We start from the raw sequence: 15,383 nt of genomic DNA, 5'->3' as shown, positions 1-15,383 counted from the left end.
CCTCCGGCGGGCGACGAAGGCCACCGCCGCGAAGAACGCGACGGTGAGCAGGACGTAGGCGAGATCGCTCATACGGCCTGGTCTAGTCCCGCCGGGCAGGGCTCCGGCCGGTCCCTGACGGACCCTTGACGCCCCGGGCGTGAACGTTGACGCCCCGCTGACGCCACGCGGCCCGCTGGTCAGGCTGCGGGGCGGTCCCGCTCGACGGCGGCGCGCAGGGCGGCGACGTCCGTTCCGGCGTCCGAGGCCGTGGCCGCCAGCACACGGCCGCCGGGGCAGTCCGCGCGCAGGATGCCGAGCAGCAGGTGGCGGCTGCCGATCCCGGAGTCCTTCAGGCGGACGGCCTCGCGCAGCGCGAGCTCCAGCGCCTTCTTCGCGTCCGTGGTGAACGGGACGTGCTTGCCGCGTCGCGCGTGCGCCGAGCCCGCCCGGTCCAGCGCCCCGGTGCCGAAGACCTCGTCGGTGCGCCGCCGGACCTCGTCGAGGTCGACGCCCACCGCGGCCAGCGCGTCGGCGTCGAGCGGCTCGCCGGCGGCGACGTCCCGCCGGGCCCGTGCGGCGACGTCGGCCGGGTCCAGCCCGGCGGCCCGCAGCGCCGCGGCGCCGTCGGCCGAGCCGGCCAGCGAGGCCAGCAGGTGCCGGGTGTCGATGGTCGCGGACCGCAGCTCGCGCGCCACCTGCTGCGCGTCGACGACCACGGACCGTGCGTCCTTGGTGAACCTCTCGAACATCAGATCCTCCTGCCGTGCTTCTTGTGGACCGCCTGCCTGCTGACGCCCAGCGCGTCGGCGACCTCCTGCCACGACCAGCCCAGGTCGCGGGCGCGCCCGACCTGCAGCGTCTCGAGACGGTCGGCGAGGTCGCGCAGCGCGCGGACGGCGCGCAGGCCTGCTGCGGGGTCGTCGCCGGCCGCGGAGCCGACGAGAGTGTTCTCGCTCATGTGTCAACCATGGTTGACGACTCGCCGGCCTGTCAACCCCGATTGACGCGTGGAGCCGTCCGGACCGCGGCGGACACACCTCCCCGGGGCCGGCCGCCCGGCCGAGGATGTGGGATCGCTCACGGTCGCGGGAGGATTCCAGGCCCGGCGTCCCCGACCGGACGCGGGTCGGACTACCCTGTTCGAGGATGTCTTGACGTCGAGACATCGTTCGTGCCGGCCTCTGCCGACCCAGGGGCACCACCGATGGAAGGACGCAGCAGGGTGGACCTGTTCGAATACCAGGCTCGCGACATCTTCGAGAAGCACGGCGTTCCCGTGCTCGGCGGCGTCGTCGCGACGACGCCCGAAGAGGCTCGCGCAGGTGCAGAGGAGCTCGGCGGCGGGACCGTCGTCGTCAAGGCCCAGGTGAAGACCGGCGGCCGCGGCAAGGCCGGCGGCGTGAAGCTGGCGCACTCGCCCGAGGAGGCCGCCGAGAAGGCGTCCGAGATCCTCGGCATGGACATCAAGGGCCACACGGTCCACCGCGTGATGGTCGCGCAGGGCGCGAAGATCGCGGAGGAGTTCTACTTCTCGGTGCTGCTGGACCGCTCGAACCGCAACTACCTCGCCATGTGCTCCGTCGAGGGCGGCATGGAGATCGAGCAGCTCGCCGTCGAGCGCCCCGAGGCGCTCGCCAAGGTCGCCGTCGACCCGATCGTCGGCATCGACGAGGCCAAGGCGCGCGAGATCGTCGACACCGCGAACTTCGCCGACGACCTCAAGGCCCCGGTCGCCGACGTCATCCGCAAGCTCTGGACGGTCTTCACGGCCGAGGACGCCACCCTCGTCGAGGTGAACCCGTTGGTCCGCACCGAGGACGGCGCGATCATCGCCCTCGACGGCAAGGTCTCCCTCGACGACAACGCCTCCGAGGTCCGTCACCCGGACCACGAGGCGCTCGAGGACAAGGACTCGGCCGACCCGCTGGAGGCCAAGGCCAAGGAGAACGGCCTCAACTACGTCAAGCTCGACGGCGAGGTCGGCATCATCGGCAACGGCGCGGGCCTCGTGATGAGCACCCTCGACGTCGTCGCCTACGCCGGCGAGGAGCACGGCGGCGTGAAGCCCGCCAACTTCCTCGACATCGGCGGCGGCGCCAACGCGACGGTGATGGCCAACGGGCTCGACGTCATCCTGAACGACCCGCAGGTCAAGAGCGTGTTCGTCAACGTCTTCGGCGGCATCACCGCGTGCGACGAGGTCGCCAAGGGCATCGTCGGCGCGCTGGAGATCCTCGGCGACGAGGCCACCAAGCCGCTGGTCGTGCGCCTCGACGGCAACAACGTGGAGCTCGGCCGCGCCATCCTGCGCGAGGCGAACCACCCGCTCGTGACCCTCGCCGAGACCATGGACGGCGGCGCAGCCAAGGCTGCCGAGCTGGCCCACCTCTGATCGCCCGCGACGACTTCGAAAGCTGACGAGAACACCATGTCGATCTACCTCAACTCCGACTCGAAGATCATCGTCCAGGGCATCACCGGCGGGATGGGTGCCAAGCACACCGCCCTGATGCTGGACTCCGGCGCGCAGATCGTGGGCGGCGTGAACGCCCGCAAGGCCGGCACCACCGTGAGCCACAAGGACCACGAGGGCAACGACGTCACCCTCCCCGTCTTCGGCACCGTCAAGGAGGCGATGGCGGCCACGGGCGCGAACGTGTCGGTCCTGTTCGTCCCCCCGGCGTTCACCAAGGACGCGGCGATCGAGGCCGTCGACGCCGAGATGCCGCTCATCGTCGTCATCACCGAGGGCGTCCCGGTGCAGGACTCGGCCGAGGTCTGGGCCTACCTGCAGGGCAAGTCCACGCGGATGATCGGGCCCAACTGCCCGGGCATCATCACGCCGGGCGAGTCGCTCGCCGGCATCACCCCGCACACCATCACCGGCAAGGGCCCGATCGGGCTCGTGTCGAAGTCGGGCACGCTGACCTACCAGATGATGTACGAGCTGAAGGACCTCGGGTTCTCCACCGCCATCGGCATCGGCGGCGACCCGGTCGTCGGCACCACGCACATCGACGCGCTCGAGGCCTTCGAGAACGACCCGGAGACCAAGGCGATCGTCATGATCGGCGAGATCGGCGGCGACGCCGAGGAGCGTGCGGCCGCGTACATCGCCGAGCACGTGACCAAGCCGGTCGTGGGCTACGTCGCGGGATTCACCGCCCCCGAGGGCAAGACGATGGGCCACGCCGGCGCCATCGTGTCCGGGTCCGCGGGGACCGCGCAGGCGAAGAAGGAGGCTCTCGAGGCCGTCGGCGTCAAGGTCGGCAAGACGCCGTCCGAGACCGCCGAGCTCATGCGCGGCATCCTGCAGTCGCTCTGACCTGACGAGCCGCAGCACGACGGCGCCCGTCCCCTCGCCGGGGGCGGGCGCCGTCGTCGTCTGCGGACCGGCGTGCGCCCGCGCGCTGTGTGTCTGCGCCGATCTGCCCGGCCGCCGGGGGACGATGGGCGCGTGAGCGCGACAACCGGGGCCCGTACCGCCCGCACCGTCGAGGACGCCAGGACCGGTCGGCTGCTCGGCCGCGGTGAGCGGTTCGCGGCGGCGACCTCGGGCGTCTGGGCGGTCCTGCAGGGCGTGGTGCTGTCGTACGCCGTCGTCGTGCTGCTCGCCGTGGTCGGCGTCCTGGGGGTCGCTCAGGGGGCGGAAGGTGCGTGGACGTCGGCCTTCGGGGTGGCGACCGGGATCTGGCTGCTCGGTCACGGGATCCCCCTGGCCGCCGGCGCGGCGACGATCACGCTGGTGCCGATCGGCATCGGCGCGCTCGCGACCTTCACCGCCTACGTCTCCGTGAAGCGGTCCGCCCTGCCGACGCTCGCTGCCTGGGTGGGGGCGACCGTCGGGTACGCCGTCGTCACCGCGGTCCTCACGGCCGTCACCGGGCTCGGGGCGCTCGGCGTGGGCCGGGTGCTGCTCGGCGCGCTCGGGGGCGCGGTCGTGGGCGGTCTCGGCGCCGCGCTCGGCATCCTCGTCCCGCCGGACCGCCCCGCCGTCGTCGCCCCCGGCGGCCGCCTCGACCGGTGGGTGCCCGACGTGATGCGCCTCGGCATGCAGGCCGCCGCCGTCGCGCTCGCGCTGCTCGTGGCCGCGGGCGGTCTGCTCACCGTGGTGTGGGTGGTCGCCGGCCGTGCGACGTCGGAGGACATCGTGGGCGCGCTCGCCCCGGGCTGGGTGGGCGGCGTCGTGCTCGCCGTCGCGCAGGTCGCGCTGCTGCCCAACCTCGTCCTCTGGGCGACGGCGTGGCTGGCCGGCCCCGGCTTCGCCGTGGGCCAGGGCACGGCGTTCGCCGCGAGCGGGACCGTAGCCGGCCCGCTGCCTGCCGTGCCCCTGCTCGGTGCGCTCCCGGGCCCGGACTGGGCGGGCTCCGGCGCCGTCGTGTGGGGCCCGCTGCTGGTGGTCGGGTGCGGCGTCGTCGCCGGCGTGTTCGCGTGGCGCCGGCTCGACCCGGACCGCGTGCGCTGGGCCGACCTCGCCTGGGTGCTGGCCGGCCTGGTCCTGGTCGCCGCCGTCGTGACGGGACTCCTGCAGTGGTGGGCCGGAGGTGCCGTGGGGGCGGGCCGCCTGTCGGAGGTCGGCGCGGCTCCGCTGGTGGTGGCCGGGGTCGTCGCCGGCGAGGTCGGCGCGGGTGCCGCGGCGGCCCTCGCGTGGGCCCACCTCGGCCTCGGGGACCGGGTCCGACGCCGGTAGGGTGAGCGGGTGCAGACCCCCTCCGGCCACCCCGTCGTGTCCACGTCCGCGCAGGCGACCGCCCAGGCGCGGATCGTCGTGCTCGCCTCCGGCGGGGGGTCGAACCTGGCGGCGCTGCTCGCCGCCCACGACGACGGGGGCTACGGCGCACGGGTCGTGGGCGTCGTGTCGGACAAGCCGGGTGCCGGCGCCCTGGACCTCGCGCGCGACGCCGGGGTCGCGTCGGTGGTCGTCGCGCCCGCCGACTTCGACGACCGGGCGGCGTGGAACGTGGGGGTGGCCGAGGCCGTGGCCGTGTTCCGCCCCGACTACGTGGTCCTCGCGGGGTTCATGCGCATCCTGGCGCCCTCGTTCGTGGAGCGTTTCGACGGCCGGATCCTCAACACCCACCCCGCGCTGCTCCCGGCGTTCCCGGGGGCGCACGGGGTGCGGGACGCCCTCGCGTACGGCGTGCGGGTGACGGGCTGCACGGTGCACGTCGTCGACGCCGGCGTCGACACCGGGCCGATCATCGCGCAGGTGGCGGTGCCCGTGGCCGACGGCGACGACGAGGCGAGCCTGCACGAGCGCATCAAGGTCGCCGAGCGTGCGCTGCTGGTCGAGACCGTGGGGCGCGTCGCCCGCGAGGGCCTGCGGGTCGACGGCCGCCGCGCCGTCCTCGGCTGAGCCCGGACGGGCTCGGACTGGCTGGGTGGGGGCGGGTCAGGAGGCCGGCGTGCCGGGGTAGGCCTCGAAGGAGTCGTCGGCCACCTGCTCGGCGAACGTGACCGCGGCCCGGACCCGGTAGTCGGCGGGCAGGTCGACGTGGTCGGGGAGCGCGGCCACGGCGTCGCGCACCTGTGCGCGGTAGGCGAGCACCTCGTCGTCGGACGGCTCGTGGGCGGGCCCGAGCTCGAGGAGCACGTCGTCCGGGCCGAGCCGCAGCGAGACGAGGTCCTCCCGCAACGGCTCGACGGCGGTCAGGACGCCGTGCGCGATCTCGGGCGCCTGGTGGACCAGGTCGCGCGCCAGGCTGATCCGGTGGTGGGAGAGCCGGTCCGGGCGCACCTCGAAGCTCGTGACCGCCGGCGGGGCATCGTCCGGCAGCCCTGCCAGGAACGTCGCGGCCTCGGTCGCGGCCCCCAGGGCGTCGCCGTCCGCCGGGTAGTGCAAGCTCGATCTGGCGGCTGTCGGTCACGCGCGTGCCCGGTGTGGCCGCGGGCAGGTCCAGGCCGGCCGCGTACAGCAGGTTGTCGATCGACTCCTCGTCCGGCCAGCCGTGGAGGGGGTCCAGCGTGGCCGTGCCGAGCGTGGCGGACATCGAGCGGTAGGCGGCGTCCCGGGCGAAGGCGCTCACCTGGGCGACCTGGTCGGCGGTCACGCCGTCCTCGAGCATGACGCGCAGCTGCGGGGACCGGGTGTCGCCCTCCGCGGACGCCCCGGCGACGCCGGGCAGGGACCCGACCTCGCCCAGGTGGCGTTGCAGGGCCTGCTCGGGGGACGCGTACCAGCGGTACGCGACGACGGTGCCGGCCACGAGGACTGCGGCGACGGCGATGGCCACGATCGCCGGGCGCCGGCGTGCGTTCTCCCTGGTCATCGCGGCATTTTAGCCCGCCGGGACAGCCCTCCGGGACAGCCCGGCGAACCGTCCGCCACCGTCAGGCCCCGGCGTTGCCGGCGGGGTCGTCGCGCGGGGCCGCGGCGGCGAGCACCTGGTACAGCTCGCGCGGGGCGGCGGAGTCGTCGCGGGCGGCGGCGAGGCTCCGTTCGCCCCAGCGGTTCAGGAGCTCGCCGAGCTCGCGCACCAGCTCGGCCGCCTCGTCGGGGGCCAGCAGGATCGTGCTGAGCATGAAGGTGCGGCCCGGGTCCCGTGGTCCGTCGCCGGCGGCACCGTCGTCGGCCTGGTCGCGGGTCTCGTCGCTCCTGTCGTCGGTGGCCTCGTCATCGCAGCTGTCGTGGGCGAACACGTCCGAGAGCCAGGCGAGGGTCGGGCGCAGGATGAGGTCGGCGGCCTCGTCGCCGGTCGGCTTCACGCTGTAGCTCTTCGCGACGTTGGTCCAGACGCGGTCGCGCTTGTCGCGCGCGCGCTCGGGGGCCTCCGCGATCATCCCGGCCTTGGCGAGGACCCGCAGGTGGAAGCTCACGGAGTTCGCCGGCTGGTCGATGGCCTTCGCGAGGTCGGCCGCGCGGGCGTGTCCCATGGCGGCGAGCTGCACGAGGATCGACTGCCGGACCGGGTGCGCGATCGCCCGCAGCGCCTCGGGGTCGCGGACGACCATCGTGTCGGACGCGGGTCGGGACGCGGTGCGCGCCGGTGTCGTCGACTCAGCCACGCCACGAGGGTAACAAGCACGCGCAACGAAAGATGCGCAATGACTATTGCGCAATAGATGGTGCGGGTCTACGTTCGCCCCATGACCGAATCCATCGCCGAGGCGCCCGTGGCCCTCGCGCCGCTGCGCCGCAACCGGCCGTACGTGCTGCTCATGTCGGGGCTGACCGGGCAGTCGCTCGGGGTCGGGGTCGCGCGTTTCGCCGTCCCGCTGCTCGCGCTGGAGCTCACCGGGTCGGCCACGGCGGCCGGCGTCGTCGCCGCCGTCGGGCAGGCCGGCGCTCTCGTCGCGACGCTGCCGGCGGGGGTGGTCGCGGACCGGGCCGACCGCCGTCGGCTGGTCGTCGTGGCGGCCGGGGTCGCCGCGGCGCTGTGGGCGACCGTCGTGGTGGCCGGCTGGCTCGGGTCGCTCTCGGCGTGGCACCTCGCCGTCGTCCTGCTCGGGGCGTCGGCGGCCGCGGCGTTCAGCGACCCGGCCATCAGCGGCGCGTTCCGCGCCGTCGTCCCCACGCCGCAGCTCCCGACGGCGTACGCCACCGTGCAGGGCCGGGACGCGGTCGCGGGCATGCTCGGCGGGCCGCTCGGCGGCCTGCTGTACGGCGTCGGGCACGTGGTGCCCGTGCTGGGCGCCGTCGTCGGCCAGGCCGCCGCGGCCGTCTGCACGTTCTTCGTGCGCGTCCCGCTGAACGACGACGTCACCGCGGCGCGGGCCGACCGCCCGCTCGACGCCCTGCGCGCCGGCCTGCGCTACGCCTGGTCGACGCCGTTGTTCCGCGCGTGCCTCGGGCTCTTCGTCGTGGTCAACGTGGCGCTGGGCGGCATGATGATCGGCATCAACCTCGAGCTCGCGGGCAACGGCACCGCCCCGGTGCTCATCGGCGTCTTCGACATGGTCGCCGCGGCGTCGATGCTCGTCGGCGCGGTCCTGGCGCCGCCCCTGGTGCGGCGGCTGCGGCTCGGGGCGGTGACCGTGCTGGCGCTCGGGCTGCTCGTCGCCGCGTTCGCGGCGATGGCGGCCCTGCAGACCTACACGGCCTACGTCGTCCTCATCGGTGTCGGGGTGCTGCTGGTCCCGGCCGTGAACTCCGCCATGGCGGGCTACGTCGCGGCGATCACGCCGGCGCAGATGCAGGGGCGGCTGGCGTCGGTGCTCGGCCTCAGCGGGGTCGCGGCCGCGCCCCTCGCGCCGCTGGTCGGGGGCAGCGTGCTCGACGCGGGCGGCATCGGCGTCGTGCTCGGGTCGCTGGTCGGCCTGCTGGCCGTGACGGTCGGCGCGCTGTGCCTCGTGCGGTCGCTCTGGCGGGTCGGCACCCCGGACACCTGGGCCGACGACGCTTTGTCGATGCCGGGGTAGCGCGCCGCCGGGCCCGGCGGCCCGGAGGCCGTGCGCCGGGCCCGGCGGCTCCGGGTCAGACGGCGGACCAGCCGCCGTCCGAGGCGAGGATCGCGCCGTTGAGGTTCACCGCGTCCCGGGACAGCAGGAACGTGATCGAGGCCGCCAGGTGCTCGGCCAGGGCGACGCCGGGGAGGTTGCCCATGTACCGGCCCAGGCGCGGCGCGCCGTACTCGGCCTGGCCCGGCTGGATGCCGGTCGCGACGCCGCCCGGCGCGACGGCGTTCACGGAGACGCCCGTGCCGGAGTACATGACCGCCGACGACTTCGTCAGGCCGATCACCGCGTGCTTGGACGCCGTGTAGGCCGCGCCGGCGGCGGAGCCGCGCAGGCCGGCCTCGGAGGCGATGTTGACGATGCGCCCGTCCTTCGCCGCGAGCATCCCGGGCACGACGGCACGCATCAGGCGCATGGTGCCGTCGACGTTCACGCGCAGCACGCGCTCCCAGGTGGCGTCGGTCACCTCGTGCACCGCGCTCATGTCGTCCATGATCCCGGCGACGTTCGCCAGGGCGTCGACACGGGCGCCCGCGGCGGCCACGATCTCGGCGACGGACTGCTCGGAGGTGATGTCGCCCGCGACGGCGACGACCTCGGCGTCCGGGAGGGACGCGGCCAGCTCGTCGAGCTTCTCCTTCGCCAGGTCGACGGCGACGACGCGGCCGCCCTCGCGCGCCACGCGGGACGCGACGGCGCGGCCGATGCCCGACGCCGCCCCGGTGACGATCACCGTCTGCCCCGTGAAGCGCCCCGGGGTGATCTGCTCCGTCCACCGGGCGGGGCCGGCCGCCGGGGCGGCGTCGTCCTCGGAGCCCTCGGGGACCTCGGCACGGTACGCGGCGACGAGGCCGTCCACCAGCTCGGCGGGGACCTTGCCGTCCGACAGCGTGACGAGCTGCTCGAGCGGGAGCGACCGGGCGGGTGCCAGCGACTCGGCGGACGCCCCGGCCTGCTCGAGGAGGGTGGCGAGGATGCGGCCGCCGACGGGGTGGTCGAGCCACTCGCCGACGGTCGAGGATGCGGACAGGGCCATGGTGCTCTCCTTGCTGGGTGGTCCCTCGCGGGCTATACCGGACAACGGTGTCCGGTTGTAGCCTATTCCGGTGCCCCCCTCCCGCCGCAACCCCGGACCGTCGGCCGGCCCGCGCAACCGGGCGGCCCTGCTCGCGGCCGCGCACGAGGTCTTCGCCGAGGCCGGCACCGTGGCGCCCCTCAGCGCGGTCGCCCGGCGGGCCGGGGTCGGCCAGGGCAGCCTCTACCGGCACTTCCCCGACCGGCTCGCGCTCGTCGCGGCCGTGGTCGAGGAGAACGTGGCCGAGCTCGAGCGCGCCTCGGCCGACGGGGCAGGGCTGCCCGACATCCTCCGGCTCGTCACGCGGCACGCCGTCGAGTCGGTCGGCGTCGTCGACCTCCTCGTCGACGACCGTCCCGGACGCATGCTGGAGCTGCGCGACCGGGTCGCGACCGTCCTCGCCGTGCATCTCGAGGAGGCGCGCGCGGCCGGTCAGGTCCCGCCGTCCACCACCGCGGCCGACCTCATGCTGGGTGTCGAGCTCGTCGCGGGCGCCCTCACCCGCCGCCCCGCGGCCGAGCGGCCCGCCGTCGCAGCACGCGCGTGGCGGCTGCTCGGCTTCGAGGCCTGACCCGCTTGGCCTGACCCGCTTGGCCTGACCGCTTGGCCTGACCGCTTGGCCGGCCACGGTCGGGCCTGACGACGGGCCGGTATCGGGCCCGACCAGGGCGGGTCAGTACCTCTCGACGAGGTGCTCGCGCCCGGCCGGCGGCTCGTAGGGCTCCGGCCAGAAGTCGACGATCGACGAGACCCGGCCGTGGTCGTCGAACCGGAAGAACGACACCCCCGTCTCGACGTGCTCGCCGATGCGCACCTCGACCCAGGACACCGCGCCGTCGTCGTCCGCCACGACCCGCTGCACGGTCACGTGCCAGTCGCCCGGGTACTCGCTGTTGAACCGGACCCAGTCCTCCCGGCCGCGCACCCGTTCGCGCGTCTGCCGCATGTCGCAGACGACGTCGGGGGCGAAGAAGTCGGCGTAGGTGCTCCAGTCGCGGTCCTCGGCGGCGCGCCAGAGGCCGGCGACGGTGTCGTGTCGGGGGTGCATGACGGGCATCCTAGGGCCGGGGGCCGACACGGCCGCGGCGGGTCGTCGTGCCAGGGGGCGGGGGTCACCCGGCCGGGCGGACGGTAGGGTGTGCACGGCTGTGACTGGCGAGGGTGGGGCACCACCGGGGAGCAGCCGGCCCCGTTCGACCCGCGATGCGCGCCGCCCGCCTGGGTGCCAGGGTCTTCGAGAGACCGACTCTTCGAGGAGACCTCATGTCCGGCGCCCCCACCGCCCCCGATGCCCAGCTCGCCGACGACTCGCGCCGCCCCGTGCGGCGCGCGCTGCTCAGCGTCTACGACAAGACCGGCCTGACCGAGCTCGCCACCGCCCTGCACGCGACGGGCGTCGAGCTCGTGTCCACCGGCTCCACGGCCGCCCGCATCGCCGAGGCCGGCGTCCCCGTCACCCGCGTGGAGGAGCTCACCGGCTTCCCCGAGTGCCTCGAGGGCCGGGTCAAGACGCTGCACCCGCGCGTGCACGCCGGCATCCTGGCCGACACCCGCAAGGCCGACCACCTCGCCCAGCTCGCCGACCTGGAGATCGAGACGTTCGAGCTGGTCGTGGTGAACCTGTACCCGTTCGCGGCCACGGTGGCGTCGGGCGCCGGTCCCGACGAGGTCGTCGAGCAGATCGACATCGGTGGGCCGTCGATGGTCCGCGCGGCGGCGAAGAACCACCCGAGCGTCGCGGTCGTCGTCGACCCCGCGGGCTACGACGACGTCGTGGCGGCCGTCCGCGCGGACGGGTTCACGTTCGCCGAGCGCAAGCGGCTCGCCGCGGCGGCGTTCGCGCACACGGCCGAGTACGACGTCGCCGTCTCGTCCTGGTTCGCGAGCGTCTACGCGCCCGACGCCGGCGCGCAGGAGTCCGGGATGCCGGACGTCACGGGCGCCGCGTTCGAGCGCTCCGAGGTGCTGCGGTACGGCGAGAACCCGCACCAGAAGGCCGCGCTCTACACGCGGACGGACGGCGCGACCGGCCTCGCGCAGGCCACGCAGCTGCACGGCAAGGCGATGAGCTACAACAACTACGTCGACGCCGACGCCGCCTGGCGCGCCGCGCACGACCACGCCGAGCCCGCCGTCGCCGTCATCAAGCACGCCAACCCGTGCGGCATCGCCGTCGGCGAGGACATCGCGCAGGCGCACGCCCGCGCGCACGCCACCGACCCGGTCTCCGCGTACGGCGGCGTCATCGCGGCCAACCGCGTGATCACCAAGGCGGCGGCGGAGAGCATCGCGCCGATCTTCACCGAGGTCGTCGTGGCGCCGGGCTTCGAGCCCGAGGCGCTGGAGATCCTGCAGAAGAAGAAGAACGTGCGCCTGCTCGTCGTCGACAACCCGCCCGTCGCGCCCACCGAGACGCGGCCCATCTCCGGCGGGATGCTCGTGCAGGAGGCCGACCGCTACCAGGCCGAGGGTGACGACCCCGCGTCATGGACCCTCGCGGCCGGCGACGCCGCCGACGACGCGACGCTCGCCGACCTCGCCTTCGCGTGGAAGGCCGTGCGCGCGGCGAAGTCCAACGCGATCCTGCTCGCGGCGGACGGCGCCGCCGTCGGCATCGGCATGGGCCAGGTCAACCGCGTCGACTCGTGCCGCCTGTCGGTGGAGCGGGCGAACACGCTGGCCGACGGCGCGGAGCGGGCGCGCGGCGCGGTCGCGGCGTCGGACGCGTTCTTCCCCTTCGCCGACGGCCTGCAGGTGCTGACGGGCGCCGGCGTGCGCGCCGTCGTGCAGCCGGGCGGGTCCATCCGCGACGCCGAGGTGGTCGAGGCCGCGCAGGCTGCGGGCGTCACCATGTACTTCACGGGGACGCGGCACTTCGCCCACTGACCGGCGGCGACTACTGCCGGCTCCGCCCGCTGCCGGGTCAGCCGGCGACGGCGTCCTTGATCCGGACGGCTGGGTCGGCGGCGCGGGCGAGGTCGAGCCGCAGGGGCTCGACCCGGTTCATCAGCCGCCGCACCCCGCCGACGTCGCGAGGGGAGTCGACGAGCAGGACCGCGCGGACCGTCGCGACGCCGTCGGCCGGGACGCCCGCGCCGTCGTCGAGGTAGAACGCGGCCCACGGCCCGTCGCCGGGGCGGCCGCGCCAGACGACGGGGCTGTGCGCCGCGCCGTCGTCGGCCGGGACGCCGAGGAGTGCCAGGTCGTGCCCCAGCTGCTGGGAGAAGACGTACGGGGCGTGGGCCGGTGCCGGCTCGACGCCCAGCATGGCCCGCACGGTCGTGTCGGGGTCGTGCAGCGCGGCGGACCAGTGCCCGCCCGGCACGGTGCCGAACACCGGGTGCGCCCGCGACGCGACGTCGCCCAGCGCCCACACGCCAGGGTGCCCGGGGACGGCGCCGTGCCCGTCGACGAGGATCGACCCACGGGCGTCCAGCGGGAGCGACCCCGCCAGCCACCGCGTCGCGGGCCGGGCGCCGACGGCGGCGAGCACGAGGTCGGCGGGCAGGTCCTGGCCGGACGCGAGCGCCACGCCGTCCGACCGGACCCCGGCCACCGGGACGCCCGTGAGCAGCCGCACCCCGGCGGCGGCGTACCACGGGGCGAGGTGCGCGCCGACCTCGGCACCGAGCTGACGGGTCAACGGGCTCGCCGCGGCCTCCACGACGGTGACGTCGGCCCCCGCGCCGGCGGCCACGCCGGCGAGCTCCGCGCCGATCCAGCCCGCGCCGACGACGACCAGCCGCAGCCCCGGCCGCTCCCGGAGGGCGCCGCGGAGCCGCTCCGCGTCGTCGACCGTGTGCAGCACGGCCGCCGACTCCCAGCCGGCGGGCCGCACCGGCTCGGAACCGGCGGCGACGACGACCGCGTCCGTCTCCAGCCGCGCGCCGGAGGCGGTGGTCACCGCGACGGGGCCGTGGCTCGCACCGGGGCCGGGGGAGCCGGGGGAGGCGAGGTGGGTCGCCGGATCCGCGAGGCGGACGTCGTCGGCGAGCTTCTCGACGTCGACCCCGATGTCGTCGCGGAGCCACACGGGTGCGGGCCGCGTCAGCAGCTCCTTGGACAGCGGCGGCCGGTCGTAGGGCGGCACGCCCTCCGCGCCGAGGAGCGTGACGTGGCCGGCGAAGCCGTGCGCGCGCAGCGCCGCGACGGTCTGGGCGCCGGCGAGGCCTGCCCCGACCACCACCACGGAGCGCGGGTGAGCGTCCTCGGGCCCGGGCGCCGGGCGCGGTGCGGCGTCGGCTCCCGGGGAGGTCGTGGGGGCGGTCGCGGGGTCGCCGGGGATGCGGTCGGTCCTGACGTTCACTCTCCGAGGGTAGGCTCGGCTGCCGTGGATCCCCGAGCGCAGCCCGACCCGGCCGGTGGTCGGCCCCGCCCCACGCCCGTGTGGCACTCGGTCGACGGCGCGGCCGCGGCCGACCCGGGGAGCGCGCGCCGGTCGCCCGGCCCGGAGCGGGCCATCGTCACCATGCTGTGCGGCGTGCTGCTGTCCGTGGCGCTCGGGCTGCTCGTGGGGGCGCGGCTGGGCACGCTCGTCATCGCGCTCACCCTCGCCGTGGCCGGCACGTGGCGCGCGACGGCGGCGTCGGGCCCGGCCGGGCTCGTGGTCCGCAGCCGCGGCTTCGACGTCCTCACCTGCTGGGGCGCGGCCGTCGTGATCGGCGTGCTGGCGCTGACCGCCCCCGGCGTCGGCTGACCGGAGCCGGCCGAGGCGCACGCACGACGCGCACGCACGACGAAGGGGCCGGTCCCGTGCGGGACCGGCCCCTTCGTGGGTCACGACCAGGTCAGGCCTTGGGGCTCTCGCCCTCGGTGCGGCCCGGCGCGTCCTCGTCGCCACGGTCGTCGCCGGCCTTGTCGGCGCCGGCCTCGTCGGCCGACGTGGTGCCGGCGGCCGGCTCGTCGGCCGCCACGGCGCCGTCGTCGACGACGTCGTGCTCGGGGTAGCGGTCGCCGAGCGTGTCACCGGCGGCCGAGCCGACGGCGACCTGTTCGACGGCGGGGACGGGCGCGAACGCCCGGTAGAACAGCGCGGCGAGCGCGCCGCCCAGCAGCGGGGCCACGACGAACAGCCACAGCTGGCCCCACGTCCAGCCGCCGCCGAAGACGGCGGACGCGAACGAGCGGGCCGGGTTGAGCGACGCGTTCGTGACCGGCCAGGCGACGATGAGCATCGCGCCGAGCGTGAGGCCGATGACGACGGGCGCGTAGGTCACGGCGGACCGCTTGCTGGTCACGCCCAGGATGACGCCGACGAAGATCGCCGTGACGATCACCTCGACGAGGAGCGCCGCCCACATCGTGAACTCGGCGGGGGAGCCACCCTGCTGCGCCGCCTGGGCCGTGAGGCCCGCGAGCGGGGAGTGCGAGCCGAAGCCGTTGGCGGTGCCCTGGAACAGCTCGGCCTTGGTCTGCGAGCCGGTCAGGGGCAGGAACGACTCCGGGATGATCGAGAACATCACGGCCGCCGCGGCGGTGCCGCCGACGATCTGGGAGAGCCAGTACGGCACGAGGTCGCGCCACGGGGTGCGGCCCGCGAGCGCCATCCCGAACGTCACGGCCGGGTTGAAGTGGCCGCCGGAGACGCCGCCGACGGCGGCGATGGCCCCCATGACGAGGATGCCGCCGGCGAGGGCGACCGGGAGGATCTGGCCGCCGTTGACGGCGTTGAAGGTGGCGGTTCCGACGATGCCGAGCACCAGTACGAAGGTGCCGAAGGCTTCGGCGGCGAGCCGGGGGAACAGTCCGTGCTCGACGGTCGGCGTCTCCTCGACGGCGACCGCAGGCGTGCCGCGGGATGCGGCGAGGTCCTGGGACATGAGGGTCCTTCTCTGCTCGGGAGACGGGCGTCTCGGTGTGCCCCTCTCGGGGCCGTACTGTCGGCGACCCTGGGGCCGCGCGGGCATGCTGCCACCGGGCTCTGAACGGTTCC

Annotated in this window: 16 protein-coding genes and 1 riboswitch; of the genes, 8 read left to right on the top strand and 8 right to left on the bottom strand. The window is 75.2% G+C overall.

Translation table 11 applies throughout. The features are described 5' to 3' along the window. Positions 1-179 precede the first annotated feature (179 nt). Together IEW03_RS14435 and IEW03_RS14430 are read right to left on the bottom strand one after the other, a co-directional pair. Positions 180-731, bottom strand: coding sequence for a Clp protease N-terminal domain-containing protein (locus tag IEW03_RS14435; protein WP_188524403.1), 552 nt, complete (start codon positions 729-731; stop codon positions 180-182). Further along, positions 731-940 (bottom strand): helix-turn-helix domain-containing protein, encoded by a 210-nt coding sequence (locus tag IEW03_RS14430; protein WP_188524402.1) that lies wholly within the window; start codon positions 938-940, stop codon positions 731-733. The genes IEW03_RS14435 and IEW03_RS14430 overlap by 1 nt, the downstream gene beginning before the upstream one ends. A gap of 264 nt (positions 941-1,204) precedes the next feature. Here IEW03_RS14430 and sucC point away from each other — a divergent pair, with 264 nt between their 5' ends. The 4 genes from sucC (at position 1,205) to purN (ending at position 5,338) form a co-directional block, all read left to right on the top strand. Next, positions 1,205-2,374: an ADP-forming succinate--CoA ligase subunit beta gene (sucC, locus tag IEW03_RS14425; protein ID WP_188524401.1), complete on the top strand. Its 1,170-nt coding sequence runs from the start codon at positions 1,205-1,207 to the stop codon at positions 2,372-2,374. A 36-nt stretch (positions 2,375-2,410) separates the two neighbouring features. Next, entirely contained in the window at positions 2,411-3,307 is an 897-nt protein-coding gene (sucD, locus tag IEW03_RS14420; RefSeq protein WP_188524400.1) for a succinate--CoA ligase subunit alpha, read from the top strand. A gap of 132 nt (positions 3,308-3,439) precedes the next feature. Next, entirely contained in the window at positions 3,440-4,672 is a 1,233-nt protein-coding gene (locus IEW03_RS14415) for a cell division protein PerM (protein WP_188524399.1), read from the top strand. 9 nt (positions 4,673-4,681) lie between these two features. Then, positions 4,682-5,338, top strand: a complete 657-nt coding sequence (gene purN, locus IEW03_RS14410) for a phosphoribosylglycinamide formyltransferase (protein ID WP_188524398.1) — start codon at positions 4,682-4,684, stop codon at positions 5,336-5,338. A gap of 36 nt (positions 5,339-5,374) precedes the next feature. On the opposite strand, the gene IEW03_RS14405 is transcribed toward purN, so the two are convergent. Both IEW03_RS14405 and IEW03_RS20460 read right to left on the bottom strand, forming a co-directional pair. Beyond that, positions 5,375-5,824, bottom strand: coding sequence for a hypothetical protein (locus IEW03_RS14405; protein WP_188524397.1), 450 nt, complete (start codon positions 5,822-5,824; stop codon positions 5,375-5,377). Between the two features lie 488 nt (positions 5,825-6,312). After that, positions 6,313-6,987 carry a winged helix-turn-helix domain-containing protein gene (locus IEW03_RS20460; RefSeq protein ID WP_229738159.1) on the bottom strand — a complete coding sequence of 225 codons (675 nt, stop codon included), beginning with the start codon at positions 6,985-6,987 and terminating at the stop codon, positions 6,313-6,315. An 81-nt stretch (positions 6,988-7,068) separates the two neighbouring features. Between IEW03_RS20460 and IEW03_RS14395 the strand changes: the two genes are divergently transcribed. Then, entirely contained in the window at positions 7,069-8,340 is a 1,272-nt protein-coding gene (locus IEW03_RS14395; RefSeq protein WP_188524396.1) for an MFS transporter, read from the top strand. A gap of 55 nt (positions 8,341-8,395) precedes the next feature. On the opposite strand, the gene IEW03_RS14390 is transcribed toward IEW03_RS14395, so the two are convergent. Further along, positions 8,396-9,412, bottom strand: coding sequence for an SDR family NAD(P)-dependent oxidoreductase (locus IEW03_RS14390; RefSeq protein WP_188524395.1), 1,017 nt, complete (start codon positions 9,410-9,412; stop codon positions 8,396-8,398). Between the two features lie 70 nt (positions 9,413-9,482). Here IEW03_RS14390 and IEW03_RS20580 point away from each other — a divergent pair, with 70 nt between their 5' ends. Then, positions 9,483-10,022, top strand: a complete 540-nt coding sequence (locus tag IEW03_RS20580) for a TetR family transcriptional regulator (protein WP_268236095.1) — start codon at positions 9,483-9,485, stop codon at positions 10,020-10,022. Positions 10,023-10,124: 102 nt separating this feature from the next. Here IEW03_RS20580 and IEW03_RS14380 read toward each other — a convergent pair whose 3' ends face one another. Beyond that, positions 10,125-10,499 carry a nuclear transport factor 2 family protein gene (locus IEW03_RS14380; protein ID WP_188524394.1) on the bottom strand — a complete coding sequence of 125 codons (375 nt, stop codon included), beginning with the start codon at positions 10,497-10,499 and terminating at the stop codon, positions 10,125-10,127. 90 nt (positions 10,500-10,589) lie between these two features. Beyond that, positions 10,590-10,682, top strand: a riboswitch (ZMP/ZTP riboswitch). Between the two features lie 32 nt (positions 10,683-10,714). Between IEW03_RS14380 and purH the strand changes: the two genes are divergently transcribed. Then, positions 10,715-12,337, top strand: coding sequence for a bifunctional phosphoribosylaminoimidazolecarboxamide formyltransferase/IMP cyclohydrolase (purH, locus tag IEW03_RS14375; protein WP_188524393.1), 1,623 nt, complete (start codon positions 10,715-10,717; stop codon positions 12,335-12,337). Between the two features lie 37 nt (positions 12,338-12,374). Here the strand turns inward: purH and IEW03_RS14370 are convergent, their stop codons facing one another. Then, positions 12,375-13,757, bottom strand: a complete 1,383-nt coding sequence (locus IEW03_RS14370; RefSeq protein ID WP_229738154.1) for an NAD(P)/FAD-dependent oxidoreductase — start codon at positions 13,755-13,757, stop codon at positions 12,375-12,377. A gap of 24 nt (positions 13,758-13,781) precedes the next feature. On the opposite strand from IEW03_RS14370, the gene IEW03_RS20450 reads away from it, so the two are divergent. Next, positions 13,782-14,147 carry a DUF3017 domain-containing protein gene (locus IEW03_RS20450; protein ID WP_229738152.1) on the top strand — a complete coding sequence of 122 codons (366 nt, stop codon included), beginning with the start codon at positions 13,782-13,784 and terminating at the stop codon, positions 14,145-14,147. 91 nt (positions 14,148-14,238) lie between these two features. On the opposite strand, the gene IEW03_RS14360 is transcribed toward IEW03_RS20450, so the two are convergent. Next, complete coding sequence (locus IEW03_RS14360; protein WP_229738150.1) at positions 14,239-15,270, bottom strand: MIP/aquaporin family protein; 1,032 nt, start codon at positions 15,268-15,270, stop codon at positions 14,239-14,241. Positions 15,271-15,383: the final 113 nt, after the last annotated feature.

The organism is Isoptericola cucumis (assembly GCF_014635665.1).
In the GTDB taxonomy this organism is placed as follows: domain Bacteria; phylum Actinomycetota; class Actinomycetes; order Actinomycetales; family Cellulomonadaceae; genus Isoptericola; species Isoptericola cucumis.
The sequence above is the reverse complement of the archived record's forward strand: the minus strand, read 5'-3'. Positions and strand labels throughout refer to the sequence as shown.